Annotated in this window: 13 protein-coding genes; 2 read left to right on the forward strand and 11 right to left on the reverse strand. The window is 45.2% G+C overall.

Annotated features, from left to right (window positions below):
- Positions 1-95: 95 nt before the first annotated feature.
- Positions 96-1,115 carry an acyltransferase family protein gene (locus GM612_RS11915; protein WP_155432583.1) on the reverse strand — a complete coding sequence of 340 codons (1,020 nt, stop codon included), beginning with the start codon at positions 1,113-1,115 and terminating at the stop codon, positions 96-98.
- Between the two features lie 315 nt (positions 1,116-1,430).
- Between GM612_RS11915 and GM612_RS11920 the strand changes: the two genes are divergently transcribed.
- Both GM612_RS11920 and GM612_RS11925 read left to right on the forward strand, forming a co-directional pair.
- A complete protein-coding gene (locus GM612_RS11920) occupies positions 1,431-4,520 on the forward strand; it encodes a YfhO family protein (RefSeq protein ID WP_155432584.1) in 3,090 nt (1,029 codons plus the stop codon).
- A 208-nt stretch (positions 4,521-4,728) separates the two neighbouring features.
- Complete coding sequence (locus GM612_RS11925; RefSeq protein WP_155432585.1) at positions 4,729-5,394, forward strand: histidine phosphatase family protein; 666 nt, start codon at positions 4,729-4,731, stop codon at positions 5,392-5,394.
- Between the two features lie 125 nt (positions 5,395-5,519).
- On the opposite strand, the gene GM612_RS11930 is transcribed toward GM612_RS11925, so the two are convergent.
- The 10 genes from GM612_RS11930 to GM612_RS11975 form a co-directional block, all read right to left on the reverse strand.
- Entirely contained in the window at positions 5,520-5,750 is a 231-nt protein-coding gene (locus tag GM612_RS11930) for a hypothetical protein (protein WP_155432586.1), read from the reverse strand.
- 5 nt (positions 5,751-5,755) lie between these two features.
- Positions 5,756-5,992, reverse strand: a complete 237-nt coding sequence (locus GM612_RS11935) for a hypothetical protein (RefSeq protein ID WP_155432587.1) — start codon at positions 5,990-5,992, stop codon at positions 5,756-5,758.
- Between the two features lie 311 nt (positions 5,993-6,303).
- The gene (locus GM612_RS11940; RefSeq protein ID WP_155432588.1) at positions 6,304-7,296 is read right to left on the reverse strand and encodes an SGNH/GDSL hydrolase family protein; all 993 of its coding nucleotides are present in this window, start codon (positions 7,294-7,296) and stop codon (positions 6,304-6,306) included.
- A gap of 88 nt (positions 7,297-7,384) precedes the next feature.
- Positions 7,385-8,557 carry a MalY/PatB family protein gene (locus GM612_RS11945; RefSeq protein ID WP_155432589.1) on the reverse strand — a complete coding sequence of 391 codons (1,173 nt, stop codon included), beginning with the start codon at positions 8,555-8,557 and terminating at the stop codon, positions 7,385-7,387.
- 48 nt (positions 8,558-8,605) lie between these two features.
- Positions 8,606-9,475 (reverse strand): PfkB family carbohydrate kinase, encoded by an 870-nt coding sequence (locus tag GM612_RS11950; RefSeq protein WP_155432590.1) that lies wholly within the window; start codon positions 9,473-9,475, stop codon positions 8,606-8,608.
- Positions 9,475-9,987: an ECF transporter S component gene (locus tag GM612_RS11955; protein WP_155432591.1), complete on the reverse strand. Its 513-nt coding sequence runs from the start codon at positions 9,985-9,987 to the stop codon at positions 9,475-9,477. Before GM612_RS11955 ends, GM612_RS11950 begins: the two co-directional genes overlap by 1 nt.
- Before the next feature lie 276 nt (positions 9,988-10,263).
- On the reverse strand, positions 10,264-11,712 hold the full coding sequence (locus tag GM612_RS11960) for a glycoside-pentoside-hexuronide (GPH):cation symporter (protein ID WP_155432592.1): 1,449 nt from the start codon (positions 11,710-11,712) through the stop codon (positions 10,264-10,266).
- Positions 11,713-11,715: 3 nt separating this feature from the next.
- Positions 11,716-11,979 carry a hypothetical protein gene (locus GM612_RS11965; RefSeq protein ID WP_155432593.1) on the reverse strand — a complete coding sequence of 88 codons (264 nt, stop codon included), beginning with the start codon at positions 11,977-11,979 and terminating at the stop codon, positions 11,716-11,718.
- Between the two features lie 490 nt (positions 11,980-12,469).
- Positions 12,470-13,807, reverse strand: a complete 1,338-nt coding sequence (locus GM612_RS11970; RefSeq protein WP_155432594.1) for an aspartate aminotransferase family protein — start codon at positions 13,805-13,807, stop codon at positions 12,470-12,472.
- Between the two features lie 81 nt (positions 13,808-13,888).
- On the reverse strand, positions 13,889-15,316 hold the full coding sequence (locus GM612_RS11975) for an APC family permease (RefSeq protein WP_155432595.1): 1,428 nt from the start codon (positions 15,314-15,316) through the stop codon (positions 13,889-13,891).
- Between the last annotated feature and the right edge of the window lie 773 nt (positions 15,317-16,089).

Consider the following 16,089-nt stretch of genomic DNA (forward strand, 5'->3'; position numbering starts at 1 on the left):
AAACCAGGAATCCACGGCGCTCTTTACTTGCATTCTGGGATCTAACCAAGTTTTGTCCCACTCTCGGCTAAACCTGTATCATCGGGAAATTAATTTTAATTAGTTGCAGGTGGCTGCCGGAGATTACCGACCCAGCGCTTTATAAAGTGCCAAATAACTGCCACAAAGATTGGTGCAATCAAACCAAAGATAACTTCAGTCCACCAAAAGTTGATGGTTGGGAACTTACCAATCACGTCGAAAAACATTTTGTGGGAATACATGATTACCCCAGAGTACCAGCCGATCGGCAGCAAAAACTTAAACCACCCTAGCCTAGTCATGTAATCACTTAAGATAAAGACGCCTAAGCAAAGGGTTAATGGAATAAAAGCGCCTAAGAACGAATTGGCAATTGTGTGGGACTTCAAGTAGAAGCTAAATCGCAGCACACCCTGATACTTACGCACGATCAAAATCGCGTAAACCAGTAAAATTGATAGGGCAATAGCTGGTTTGTGCGGCAACCGGGAGTAGTAACGAAAACCGTAATAACCGCAAAGCATGTAAAGTGATGCAATCAAAACGATGTCGGCATCCCACGGGACGTATTTAAACTGGAAGAAGTGCATATGAACATAGGTCATACCACTCATGTACATCATCAAAACGATGAAAAACTGAGCGGGAATTGAATCGACCCAAGAAATAATAGCAACGACCACGACCAGAGTCAGGATGTAGACGGTCATGTACCAAAAAATGGACAGTTCGTGATTAAGGGTGGCACCACCATAGAGCAGCCGCACAAAGTAAAGCGCTGTGTACTTCCAAGTTTGAGCGCGCAGGAAGTGGCTGATTAAAATTAAAATACCACCGGCAACAAGGTAGGTACGGACATTCGGAAAGATCCGTTTTCCAAGAAAGGCTTTAAACCCTTGCCAGCCCTGTTGAATTGGTTTTAAAAAGAACCCGCTGATGATGAAGAACAGCGGCATGTGCCACCAATAGATGGCGGAAAAGGCTGTACTCATCATGGGGTGCTGATTAACCAGTGGGTGGATGGCATGGCCAGTCACAACGGCGATCATGCCAATGGCTTTCGCCATGTCGACCCACTCGATACGTTTACCCATTTTTTGTCTTCCTTTCAAAAATGTATCTGTTAACCATTTTACAGATTTTTATAGGAAAAACACGAGTGTTACAGAAACTTAATGTAGCCTTTAGAAAAGAGAAAGGTTTTCCAAAATTTAAACACCTTGAAGCTACTTCAAGTTGTTTTTTGGTTCCCATTATGGTGTTGAAACTACCCCAATTGAATTTCATTTTGTCAACAACGAGTAAAGTTTAATCACACCTCATTAGCTAGCATCCAATTTCAGTCAATTCCAGCAAACAACCCCCAAATATGCGATAATGAGGTATCACTTAATACTGGAGAGATTATTTTGAAACGGGATACATATCGCTTACCGGTGTGGTTAACCTACACACTGGCCTTTCTCATAATCGTGATGCTCACTTTTGGTGCACTTCACGCCACTGGCAGGACGACCATTTGGAGCTTAGATGGTATCGCCCAGCATTACCCAATTTTAAAGGAATTTTACCGGATTCTTCATGGTACCGCCCACCAATCGCTTTTCAGCTGGTCCTGGAACCTTGGCCTCGGCGCCAATCAAATGACGACCTTTGCCTATTACGTCGTCGGCGATCCGTTCAGTTATCTGATCGGCTTATTCCCGGCTGATCAAATTGAACTTGGTTATACGCTGCTGACAATTTTACGCCTTTACTGCGTGGGCCTGTCCTTTCTCGTGCTGGCAAAGCGCTTTCATTTTAAGCGCGGTGGAATGGTTTTTGGCGCGTTGATCTACACCTTTAATGGCTTTGCCTTCTACGTCAGTTATCACCACCCGTTTTTCTTATTACCAATGATTTTCTTTCCACTACTATGCCTCACGATCGACCGCGTTCTCCAAGGTAAATCCTGGTGGTGGTTTGCGATCGTGACGGCTGCCATTTTGATCTGTAACGTCTATTTTGCGTATCTGCTGGCATTCGGTGCAGTACTGTTCCTAATCATCCGTTACGCTGATTTAAAGCACAAATCAGTTTCCATGCCCAAGCTTTGGCAAATTTTCAGTCGACTGCTGGTGGCCATCGTGTTATCAATTCTCATTGCCGCAGTGATTCTACTGCCAAACGTCTTAGCGATGATGCACAGTTCCCGGATGGGTGGCTCCATCTTCGCAAATAATCTACTGGTATACCCGGAAGTTTACTACCGCACACTCCCTGACAGCCTGCTGACTTCAAACGGCACCATCTACTACTGGGGCTTGATTGCCACCAGTGGCTTGACACTGATTGCCATGGTCTGGATGTTCCGCCGCTTTAAACGTTATTTGGCACTCAATATCACCATGATCCTAATTGGCATTGGTCTAATATTCCCGGCAGTGGCTGCCACTCTAAACGTTATGAGCACACCTTCTAACCGCTGGCTAATGCTCGCCCAACTGGCGTTTGCCTTAGTGGCTGCAACCCTCATTGATCACCTGGATAGCTATACAGCACGTGATTTCGCGTTGCTGTCTGGTATCGTAGGGTTGCTGATCATCGCCATTTGGTTTGCCAACGGTGACCTCTTTAAATTCCGGCAAATTCAGCTATTGACCTACTTTGTTTTCATGCTGTTCGTATGGCTGATCAGTCTCTTTTTACTCCGGCCTCAGCTAGTACGACCATTAAAGTTAGGCTTGCTGGGCTTAGTTATGTTAAATGCAGTTACGACCGGTCTCAGTTTTTACAGTGATAATTACAGCGGTGCTCCTGCCAATGAACTACCGGTTAAAACGGCGTCAGAATGGTCGAAATGGTACTTTGATGGCGCAGATCAGTATTTGCACCGAACCGATAACTCTTTTTACCGGACTTCCACTACCAACGACTATTACACCATGATGACGGTGGGCAATAACATTCCGATGCTGCTCAACACCCATACCATTAGCTCATACTACTCGGTTCAAAACGGTAACGTCAATCAGTTTAATCAACAGTTGGCTAACTTCCAAAATAGCATGAATAATCCGACCAGCGGCGTTGACACGCGCGGCTCGATGTTATCGTTACTAAACGTCAAATACCTCTTTGCCCGTCAAGATGACATTTTGAATAAAAGGGCAGTACCGTATGGCTTTTCACCGTTAAAAACGAAATCAGGACAGCCCGTTGTCATTAATGACCACCCGGTTTATTCCGTCGGCAACGGGACTGGAACGGTGATTTTGAAAAATCGCTATGCCTTACCGTTAGTTTATACGCAAAATACCCAAATCAGTGCCAATGTATTTAACAAACTAACCTCCCTTCAACGCCAAGAAGCGTTGCTGGAAGGCGCGAAAGTTGAGCACTCGATTTCAGGCATTAAGGCGACCCAATTGAAAATACCAACTAAACATGCCGCTTACACCGTTCAACTGACCAGCCTACCAATTTTGAAAATTACGGATATGATCAATTATCGCCTGCAGCACAATACGAAGCAGTCGTTGTCAGCTGCCGTCACAAAAGGGCCGCTGTCACCAAAAGAAGCGATGACGTATGCGGCTGCAACTGGGCTGGACCAGCCTTCTGAATCAGACAATAAATTGCTATCTGATAACCAAACCATCATTGACAATAATGCTGAAACTAACGTCAACGGCCTGCACGAAATGACCAGTGACATACTGGGCCAACCACAAAGCTACAGTTTAAAGCTCAAGCAGCCAAAGCAATACCAGGGAACCGAACTGTATCTGGACCTGTCAGGTATCTCATCCAGCTTTCCAGACACCGCTAAACGGCTGAACTACTTTGCAACTCAAGCTAAAATGGCTGGGACACCCTTACCCAGCGGACAGCAGCGGAATAATTGGCGGACGATTATCAACACACCACTATTTAATGCCTACACGCTCACTGTCGGGACAAACCGTGGCAAAACCACCTTTAATCAGCTCGGCATCAATAACTTGTCAGATTACGAGCCTAAACATCATTTACTGATCAATCTAGGCTACTCCAACCAGTTGCGCAAAACGATCAATCTCTCCTTTACTGGCGCAGAACGAATCAACTTCAAACATGTCAAAGTCATTGCAGTCCCCTATGGTGCCAATTATCGTCAGGCAACCACTAAGCTGCAGAAGACGGGCCTCAGTAACCAGCAAGTCACTAATAATCGAGTCAGTGGGCGCTCAACTGGAACATCGAAGCGAATCTTAACCACCAGTATTCCATACAGTAGTGGTTGGCAGTTAACCGTCGACGGTAAAAAAACAGCCACCCAAGTTGTCAATTCCGGTTTTGTTGGCGCAGTGCTGCCAGCTGGTAGACACCAAATCGTGTTGAAATACCGAACACCTGGACTGCAGACCGGCCTCTGGTTGACGATTGCAGGCATTATTTTAGCTGCGTGTGCGGGAGGCTGGCAACTGCTGAGATATCGACGTTTAAAGGCCCAAAGCGTTAAAATCATTAACGGTTAGTAGGACGCTTTAAAGCCTTTTTAAGAAATGCCTCAATGTCATTGCAATTGGCTGCGCAATCAGCACTCTAATACTTATTCGGTTGTGCAACGTCGCAGGTTCAGTTTATGGTGATCGCCTAGCGGGTCACACCACTTGGTGAAAACCCTATCAACCATGCTATAATGGGACTTAATCACAATGCATTTACATCATAGGAGGTTCCATTTTGAAAACAATTACTGCCTATTTCGTTCGGCACGGTCAAACCATGCTGAACCACTATAACAAAGTTCAGGGCTGGATCGATTCCCCACTAACCGAAAAAGGGATTGCTGATGCCAAACGCGCTGGTCAACAGCTAAAAGCAATCGATTTTAACGCTGCCTACAGTAGCGACTCCGGACGTGCCATTCAAACTGCCAACCAAATCTTGAAAGCTAATCCGGACAACATCAATATCATCAGTTACCAATACCCTGAATTCCGGGAGCAGAGTCACGGCTACTTTGAGGGTGAAAACCTTGAGCAAATGTGGCAGTTCGTCGGTGAACAGGTCAAGCTGACTTCTGAATCAGCCGTGTTGGGCACGTACGGTTTGGAAAAGGCCCGCGATTTGATCCACAAAGCTGACCTTTACGGCGATGCCGAAAGTAATGACATGTTCTGGAAACGCCTAGACCGCGGGTTCGATAAGTTACGGGCCAATTCCAGCGATGGCGACCAAGTACTGGTCGTTTCACACGGGATGACCATCCGTTCCATTATTGACCGTTACGCGCCGGACCTTGACGAAGGTGTGGCCACGATCAACGGCAGCATTACGAAGCTCGAAATCACCGATGATGACATTAAGGTGGACTTCTTTAACAAAATCGACTTTGTCGCTAAATAAAAAATATTGAGTGTAGCTCATTCGAATGTCAAAAATAAGGTGATAACAGCTGAATGCCAAAATTGTTAGTCAACTGTTATCACCTTATTTTGTCGCATTTAAAAATAAATTTTGGCTTGATCATCTCACTGTGCCTGTGACCGCACGGGTTCTAGCTGAAGATCATGCAACTCGACCTTATCCAGACCAACAATTACCCGACCCATCAACTCCATAAGCTTCCAGTGATCATTAGGGTGATGCTCCGTGACGGTCACCATAACTGTTCGTTCATAAATTCGTTCCACTGTCCCTACAAATGGGCAGGTTAAATTTCCGTTTGGCTGACATTTAACAACATCGTTTAGTTTGATCATTTTAATCATCCTTTCCGTGTGTGGCAGCGGATAATTGTCATGGTCTTCGCATCAACCGCATCAACAACTAATTGATAACGGTTAGCTTCAACAACTCGTCGGTCGCGAAAGTTATAATTCATAACTTCCACTACCAGGCGATTTCCATAAACCTGGCACACGCGACCGATAAACGACTCACGCATTGCCGGATGCTGACACCGGACCAGTCGACCCGGCTGAAACTTCAGCGCTTCACTCATAACCGCCGCCTCCTTTTTCTTATGTTTATAAATTATCAAATCAATAAGAAAATGGTGAGACTAAATTATGAAGTTTTCTTGAAAGTCTGTTTTTAATTAATCAAATCAAGGTTTCGGAATTAATTTGAACTGTTTTTGACCGAAAACCCTCCCAATAACTTAAAGAATATTTTCACGTTGGTATCCCGCTAAATTCCTCTTTTCCACGAAAAACAATGCTTAAATCGGTTTAAAAAAGGTGATTTCCTAAGTTTAAGGAAATCACCTTTTTTCATCCGCTTATTTAGCATTACAAAGTGCTAGCAGCTACCCTATTCAACATTTTCACCCAAGAAATATTCAATAATATTACTCATCTGGGTGTACGTAGCTTGCGTTGGGTGCAACCTAGTATCGCCAAATGCAGTATCTCTTGAGTCGTATCTAGGCAGCAACTGGCCATCATAATTACGCCAGTCTAACGTTTGAATCTTATCCTTCGTGTAGACGCTTTGTTCACCGTCACGCAGGTCATTTAAATTATAAGCATGACTTGAATAATCCGTGATGGATGCTGAAACGTATTTGCCACTGGCCTGGTCCTTAACGTAGCAGTCCATCGGTAGGATACCAAAGATCTGCAGATGAGGATACTTAGCCCTCAAAACTTTGATCTCCTTGTTTAGCGTGGACTGAACTTCCGCTACCGTTTGGGTATGGAAGTAATCATTTACCCCGTAAGCAATCGTCACCACATCATCATTTTTAAAGTTATGGTGATCAATGTTGTAAGTGAGATCTAATTTAGAATCACCGACCACTTGCCCGTTATTTTCACCCAGGTTAGTCACCGTCATGCCTAGCGCTTTACCAACCTCAGTCGGGTAAGGCGTCATAGCATAATCAGTTCCCGTCCAGCCCTTAGTGATCGAATCACCAAGCGCAACGTAAGACATTTCCCGTAAATTGCCTGAATAGATCCAGCCCCTTACCTTAGGCTTGCTGTTAACCTTTACGTAATAGTACTTTAAACCATTTTTCAGCGTTGCCATCTTAGTTACGGTCAACGCTTTATTGGCATAGTTACGCACCCAGTGAGTCTTCTTTGCCTTAGTATTGGAGCCATATGGGTAATTCCAAAAAGCCGCTGTTTTATAGGATTTCGCAGTGGTCTTTACTTTCATAAATTCAGTTACCGAACTGGTCTTTTGAACCGTTGAATCCGGATTAACAGTTGCAGCCTTGACTTGCGTGGTAACCCCTGTGATACCAAGCGCAAATACAAATCCCACAGCTGCAACCTTTAAAAGATTTTGATATTTCAATCGAAGAATCCTCCTCTTAACTCATAGTAGTCATTATAACGTATGAGTTATTGATAGAAGGTAAAGTTACTAAAACGTAACATTCTCGTTAGTTTGCCTTAACAGCTTTGTCAAACGACTCCAGCCGATGCAGGGCATCCTTTAAAACGTTTCTATCAACCGCAAAGTTCAGCCGCATGAAACCACTTCCCGCTTTACCGTAATCAATACCTGGGTTGAGAGCGATATGTCCAAGGGAACGTAACTTGGCGTCCAATTCCTGGTCGGAAAAACCATAAGCCATAAAATCAAGCCACATCAAATAAGTGCCCTCAGGATACATCGGTCGAATCATTGGAATATGTTCCCGAAGATATTGATAGGCGAAATCACGGTTACCTTCCAGATAAGCGTTAACCTCTTTCAACCAGCTTTCTCCCTGTTCGTAGGCCGTACGAGTTGCAACTAGTCCAAAAGTATTGACCTCTTCAATGGCTTCTGCAGTGGCCGCCTGCTTTAATTTGCCCAGTATTTGAGTATTTTTAGTGGCCAGAAAAGCTGTTTTGACGCCGGCTAAATTGAACGCCTTAGTTGCAGATTTGAGTAAGACCGTCTGACTGGCAGCATCTTCACCCATCAGATCAGACAGCATTGAGACTGGCTGATTATCGGAATAGACAGTGTCATCATGGATCTCATCTGCAATCACCAGCATTCCCCGTTCATTTGCCAGTTCGTGGATTCGTTGCAGCTCAGTGTTGGTCCAAACCCGGCCGCCAGGATTATGCGGGTTGCAGACTAAAATGGCCTTTGCTTTTGAGGTGTCCATGCGCTGTTCAAGCCGCTTAAAATCGATCACGTACTGGCCGTCACGTTGAATCAGCGGAAAATCAATGAATTGGCGTTGATTACTCTTGATCAACGTTTGATACGGCGGGTAATACGGGGACATGACAATGACGCCATCACCCACGTCGGTCAAATAGCGCAGCACAAACGAAAGTCCAACGGCAACGCTTGGAATCAGTATTAACTGTTCCCGCGTCAGACTAACGCCGTGGTACACTTTTTGCCAGTGAATAAAGGCATCATATAGTGTGGTGCTAGGAATCACGTATCCCAACACCTTTTGATTGATTAAGTTTTGCATCGCATCGCGGATAAATGCTGGTGTTGCGATATCCATATCCGCTACGGTCATCGGCAGCAGGTCCGGGTCGTCCTTTGTGACGCCCCACTTCACATCATTTGGATTGGTTCGGTTCACATTGGTATCAATCAAGTGGATTCCTCTTTTCTAAGACTCTTTAATAGTCTCAGTTTGAACCACTCACTGCTTCGAATCAAGTTGGTTATCCGCTTGTTTTGTCAACCATTGCAATAACTGACTCAGTTGCATACCAAAACGACGCTCATGACCAGCTGCAGAGGTTTGCCGCAGAGCAATCAAAGTCCCCTTCACAGCTAAATGAACGGCGGCTGACAACGACACTTGCTGGATTAAAGCCCCACTTAGCAGTGCTGAAAACACATCACCAGCACCGTAAAAATGGCCAGGGCACTTCGGGGAGGCTACCAGCTCACTATGACTGCCATCTAGGTAGGCAGTCACTACTTTACCCTTGATTGGGATACCAGTGATCACGACTTGACCATCAGAAGCCATACTCTGCTTCAAAGTCACTAGTTGGTGGTTAACTTGAGCCTCACTAGGTTCCGTTGTCATTGGCTCAGTACCCGTTAAAAACTGGGCTTCTGACCAGTTTGGCGTGATCACATCTGCCAATTGGACTAGAGGCCTCATCGCATTTACATACGACTCGCCAAGCCCAGGGTAAAGTGAACGACCATCGCCCATGACGGGGTCAACGATTAATAGGGGTAAATGCAGTTGGCTGACCGCCCGTGTAATCTGCTGCAGTAAGCTAATCTGACCAACGTAGCCAATCAAGCCACCGGACAGCTGAACTTGCTGTGCTTGCCAATGAGAAAACGTGTCAGATAGCCAATCTTGAGAAGCTAACTTAGCTGGTGTGCCAAAGCCCTCAGTCTGCGTTGAAAGCACCTGAGTCGGTAAAATGGCAGTTGGAATACCCATCGTTGCAAAAATTGGAATGACAGCACCCAGAGACATTGTGCCAATAGCCGATAAATCCTCCGCCACTAAGAACGGCTCGCCTTGCGTCACCTGATTAGTCATTATTCACCCATCAGACGTGGAATCCGGTTTTGCAGTGGGATAGCGACAATGAAGGCCACCACGCCACCAACGATACCTTGAATGAAGTTCATCGGTACACCAATCAATCCAACCTTAAACCCATAAAGTAACGTGTCAGTTAACCAGTACCCAGCTACCATGATCACGATGCCAACCGGCACGGCAATCAGTTTAGCAGACATCTTCTTATTATTGCCGCCGATCCAGCCGGCAATAAAGCCTTCCAAACCATGAACAATAAATGAGAAAAACATGTACTGTGTGTAACCGGAGATCAAGTCCAATAGTAACCCACTAAACGCACCAACAATTGCACCTTCACGTCTGCCGAATAATAGCGCTGCAATAAAGATCCCGCAGTCACAGAGGTTAACATTCCCGTGAGTCATTGGAATCGGAATCAAGAAAAATCTAGAAATAACTACCGTTACGGCGATCAACATTGCCAAAGAAACCACTTCACGTGTGGACATTCGTCGTTTATTTACCATTCTATCTACTCTCTTTTCTCAATAAATTTTAATCATTTTACCATATTACAACACCGAACTGGTCAAAATTCAAGGCTGTAGCACTATTTTACCTTCCTAGTATACCAAGGAAAAGCGAACATTTGTACTGTTTAATAGACATAACATCCGGATTGACTAATATCTTTCAGAATATAAAAAGCAGATGAGTCCTCTCTATTGGACCCATCTGCTTTAAATTTTATTATTAAATTTAATTGATTTCGTCACTCTCTCAGTAGTGACAAATCACACCAATTAATCATCGTTCTTTTCAGCTTGTTCCGCTTTCAGCTTCGTTTCTAGTTCATCAACGATCTCTTTATGCTTGTCTTCAGTCAACTTAACTTTGAAGTAGTAAACCAAAGCGGCAACGATAATCAAAACAACTGGACCGTAGAACATGTAGGTCTTGAAGTTCATTAACTGATGAGCTGAAATACTGCTTGGTGAAGCATTACCGATCATCCCTGAATGAACGGCAGCTAAACCAACGACACCATTGGCCACGGCACCGGCCAGTTTATCAATCAAAGGACGGACTGACAAAGTAACGGATTCGTTCCGAGTACCGTTCTTCCATTGACCATATTCCACACTGTCGGTGATGGTCATCAAAGCAGCCAAGAAAATCATTGGGTATGGGAAGAAGAAGACGGCAACGGCAACCATAACAGCTAAAAGATTATGACCGGCGAACAGGAACAAAATGTAACCGATAACCATCATGAGAATACCACCGGTGTAAATTGCTTTCCGGTGAACCTTGGCCACGATCGTTGGGAACAGCGAAACAGAAATCACACCCAAGATTGCCATGATCCAACCGGCAAACGTGAATTTACCAGATTGACCTAAAACATAGGTGAAGTAGTAAGCCAACAGTGAGTTAGTCACAACATAACCTAACGCAAACAGGAAGTATGAAAGTGCCAGCCACATTAACTGGTCATTCTTACCAAGTGCTTTGAAGATGTCAATCACACCAACTTTTTCGGTGTTTTGACGAATCAAACTCTTCTTTTCCTTAGTTCCCAAGGTAGTTGCTAAAGCACCCAAGAAGGAAACTAAGCCGATAACAACGGCGAAGCCAAGCCAGCCGGCGCGGGTCTTCGTTGAACCACTAGTCCCTGAAAAGACGTGTGAGAAGAAGACAATCAACGGAAAGATCACGATTGGAACGGCTTGGGCACCAATTGTTGAACCTAAACGGCCAACAGTACCGAAACGGGCACGAACTTTTTCGTCCACACTCAAGGCAGGTAACATTGACCAGAAGGAAATATCTTTAAATGAATAGAAGACATCCAAAATGACATAGGCAATTCCGAAGGCTACTAGGTACATGGTCGGGTTCGAAGTTGTCAAGCCACCCAGGTTGGTGAAGATCACAACTAACATAATGGCACTGATTGTCGCACCAGTCATCAACCATGGTTTAAATTTACCCCATTTAGTATCGGTGTTATCAATTAAACCACCAATCATTGGGTCGAAAACAATTTCAATGATCCGGATAATCATCATCATGTTGGTGATCATCAAAATCATGTGGGAGTTAAACCCTTTGTTAGCCGTATCAAACAGCTGACTAGTAATAAACAACATTAAATAAGTACTGAGAGTAGCGTAGAACGCGTCATGACCGAAGGCACCTAACGCGTAAGACGTATACTGTTTAACATGACTTTCATGCTTTTCGCTCATCTTTTACTCGTCCCTTCCTGAGCCTTCGTAACGGTGTTCAATAATCTTGGTGAGGATGCTGTTACGCTGATCTGATTTAGCAACGTCAAACCGCGTCTCCTCAAGGTCATTAAAGTCTTGTGCCAGCAGTAACGCTTCCAGATACAATGTTAACTGGCGCTTGATATAGGACTTATCATCCTCATCATCATGCTTCGGATTACCACCCAGTACCGCTTCCGCAAATGCTTCGGGAGTTAACGTAATCTTGTCATTCTTATTAGCCATGTGTTGCACCTCCTAATTTCTCTTCATCATTGATTAGATGTTGCTTTTGCACAGGCAAAGTTTTACTAAAAATAATATCAAACTTGCTAATGTATGCCCTTACAAAAGCTCACACCGAAATCATTATAAACGCCTAACCAACTTCATTGGTAAGCTCAGAACTCATTCTAACACAACTCCCTAGAAAATGTAAACGCTTACTAAAATTTCAATAAAACTTTACCTGAATTTTAGTTAAACGTCACACAAAACCGTCGCTATTTACGTCTGCAAATCCTCACCATTACTTGATCAGTGCCATAATGGGGATCCTTTGGCTGTCACCTCCTTAATTTTTGAATACTGAATAAGTGGCGTCAAACCCAAGCAATAAAATTTCAACTAATGCTCATTTAAAAAACAACCTCACTAATATCGTACCACGAAAAAGCACTTTCAAAAGACCTTTTGAAAGTGCTTCGCTCACTCATTTAGAAGTGAACTATCTATTTTACCAGCCAATTTCATCAGCATTATCAGGCAAAGAGAGCTTGCCTGCTGCTAATTCGCTGAAGGCTTGGTCTAAAATATCAAACGCCTGCTGAAGCTGTTTATCCGTTATGACCAGTGGTGGCTGGAACCGCAGTACGTTAGTTTTCAAGCTAATAATGATGGCACCAAGTTCGAAGACGCGGTAAATCAATTTGGTAGTCGCATCAGCGTCTGGTTCGCCGGTATCGGGATCGACAATATCGACTCCCCCATCCAGACCATACATCCGGACGTCACCGATAAAGTTAAACTTTTGCTTCTCCGCGTTAAAGAAATCGGCGGCCTTTTTCCCGAGACGGACACTCCGATCCAACAGGTGTTCATCCTCGATCACGTCGATCGTTGCCATAGCGGCGGCAGCGGTAACAGGGTTGCCAGCCGTGGTATAAACGTTAGCTGGTGAGCCTAGCGAGTTCATAATTTCTCGTCGGCCAATCACAGCACTAAGTGGCAGCCCGGAGGCCAGCGACTTGCCCACCGACATTAAGTCCGGTTCAAGGCCAAAGTGTTCGATTGACCACCATTTACCCGTTCGGCCCATGCCTTGATTAACCTCGTCAATCGCAAATAAAATCCCGTGGTCATGGGCAAAGTCGTAGACCTTGTGCATAAATGCATCCGGAGCCTTCACAATTCCACCATCGCCTTGAATCGGTTCGATCAGCACAGCAGCCACCTCTTCAGCCGGCAAATAAGTTTCAAACGGCAGCTTGAAAGCGGCAAACATTCGGTCAACAAAATCGTCATCGGACTCACCTTTTAGACGTTTCCAGGGGTCTGGATAAGGCACTTTAACCACGTCTGGCAATAGTGGCCCAATTTTACGGGACATATTGAGGCTAACTGATGAAACGCTAATGGAACCGTACGTTGAACCATGGTACGCACCGGTAAAGCTGACGATGTATGGCCGCCCGGTGTAAGCTCGGGCAAATTTAATAATCGCGTCATTGGCATCAGAACCGGAATTCCCCCAACCAAGTGCTGTCGGCCCGCTGATCGGCGCTAACGCTGCCAATCGTGGTGCTAATTTAGCAGCACTCTCATTAGCGAAGTAGGCTGGCGTATACTGCAGCAGCTTAGCCGCTTGATCCTGCACGGCTTTAACAACGTGGGGATGTGAATGTCCTGTATTAGTCGCTGAAGCACTGGCAAGCAGATCAATGTAGTCCTTGCCATCAGCATCCGTGATGATGGCACCATGTCCGGATTCGATAACGATATTGTAGTATTTGACCCGGGCAGCCTTAGAGAACGCAGGTGCTTCATCGGACAATAACCGCTCATTTTCACTCATAATATAACCTCCATATTGACTATTTCTAATCCTGCATTTAAACGAAAACCCCAGAACTATTGCAGTTTGGGGTTCGTTTTGTTAATCATTTTTATTCAAATAAGAATGCCGAGCACCGTATGCCAGGTAGACAATCAGACCGATAACGAACCATACCAGCGCGTATATCTTAGCGTCCTTATCCAAGCCCCAAAAGACCGCTAGAGCACCTAAGAACGCGATGAATGGCAAAACTGGGTACCATGGCATCTTAAACGATGGGTTCGGAATATCCTTACCCTCACGAGGTCGCAAACGGTAGATTCCCAGTGAAACGAACATGAACGCAATCAGTGTCCCTGCGGAAATCAGCTGGGACAAGAAGGCAAATGGGAACATCGCGCCAATGACGACACCAACGATGGTAATTGTAGCCAGAGCATGGTTTGGCAAATCATGCTTGTTCAAGACGCCCAACCACTTTGGCAGTAAGCCATCACGACCGAATGAGTAGACTAGCCGTGAACCGGCCAGCATCATCCCGATCAAAGCGGTAAACATGCCGACGACCGCAATCGCCTGAACAACGGTAGCAACAACCGCATGACCACTGTGCCGCAGTGCCCAGCCAACGGGTTCAGCGTTATTCGCATAATCACTGTAATGGAACATCCCAACAAGTACCAAGGAAACAGCTATGAACAGTACCACGGCAATGACCAGTGAACCTAGAATACCTCGTGGCATGGTCTTTTGCGGATTCTTGGCTTCAGCAGAGTTGGCAGCAATGGAATCAAACCCAATGTATGACAGGAAAATCATGGAAACGCCGGCGTAAATTCCTTGCCAGCCCCCAAATTGATTACCATCGACAACTTTATGAGCCGGAATAAATGGCACATAATTTTGAAAATGCAGTGCTGTAGAACCAACAACGATGAACAGTAAAATAGCTAAAACTTTTAAAGTAACCAAGATATTTTGAACACGGGCAGCTGTCGAAGCTCCTCGAGACAATAGAAATGCAACTAGTAAAACAACCACCACCGAAGTGATATCGATAATGCCACCATCAGTTCCAAGCGGATTAGCTAACGCATTCGGAAAATGGATTCCCAGTGGTTCAATTAAGCCACGAAAGTTAGCGGAAAGCCCGGAACCTACGAAGGCAACGGCGATGAAATACTCGGCGAGCAAAGCCCAGCCGGCGATCCAACCGAATCCTTCACCAAAAACAACGTTGATCCAGGAATAGGCGGAACCAGCAAATGGCATCGCACTGGCCATTTCGGCGTATGCAAAGGCAACCAGACCAGCAACAACGGCGGCAGCTAAAAATGAAAGTGCAACGGCTGGACCGGCATGTTGGGCGGCAACGATCCCTGGCAAAGTAAAGATCGATGTCGAAACGATGGTACCAACACCTAAGGCTAAGAAGTCCTTGACCTCCAGTACTCGGGCAAGATGTGAGTCCTTGTCTTGGTACACGGCTGGATCTTCCTTGCGTAAAAACGTACTCTTAAAACTCATATAATTCCTCCTGTGACGGTGTGTACCGTCCTATGTATTCCTACTTTATTAGTAATGTTTATCAACATTAGAAATAAATGAGTATATTTTAACAATAATTTTAATAAAGTGCAAGGTATTTTAAGGTGCGGAACAAGGCGCTTAAGGACTGGAGTATAAGCTGACTCTGGTAGAAATCCCCGAACTTGGGATTTATGGCAGAGTTGGCTTATATGCAAGTCCTTGCCTTGTGTAGCCCGATTCAGCCAAGGTGTGGAACAAGGCGGTTAAGGACTGGAGTATAAGCCAAGGTGCGGAGCAAGGCGGTTAAGGACTGGAGTGTAAGCGAGCCTAGACAAAAAGCCAGGTGATCTTCCTGGGTTTATGGCTAGGATTGCTTACACGCAAGTCCTTGCCTTGTGCAGCCCGATTCAGCTATGAGGCCAAAACAAGCCCTACCATGCACAGCCCGATTCAGCCAAGGTGCGGAACAGGGCGCTTAAGGACTGGAGTATAAGCGAGCCTAGACAAAAAGCCAGGTGATGTTCCTGGGTTTATGGCTAGGATTGCTTACACGCAAGTCCTTGCCTTGTGCAGCCCGATTCAGCCAAGGTGCGGAGCAAGTCCTTGCCTTGTGCAGCCCAGTTCAGCAATGAGGCCAAAACAACCTCTACCCTGCAAGATCCAGTTCAGCAAGGAATCTTCACCCTTAAAAACAAAAGTCTCCCAACACACCCCCATCCCCAACCAATTGCGTTAAAATAAATACAAACACGTTATTAAGGAGAAAAAAC

The organism is Secundilactobacillus folii, assembly GCF_009720675.1.
GTDB classification, from domain to species: Bacteria; Bacillota; Bacilli; order Lactobacillales; family Lactobacillaceae; genus Secundilactobacillus; species Secundilactobacillus folii.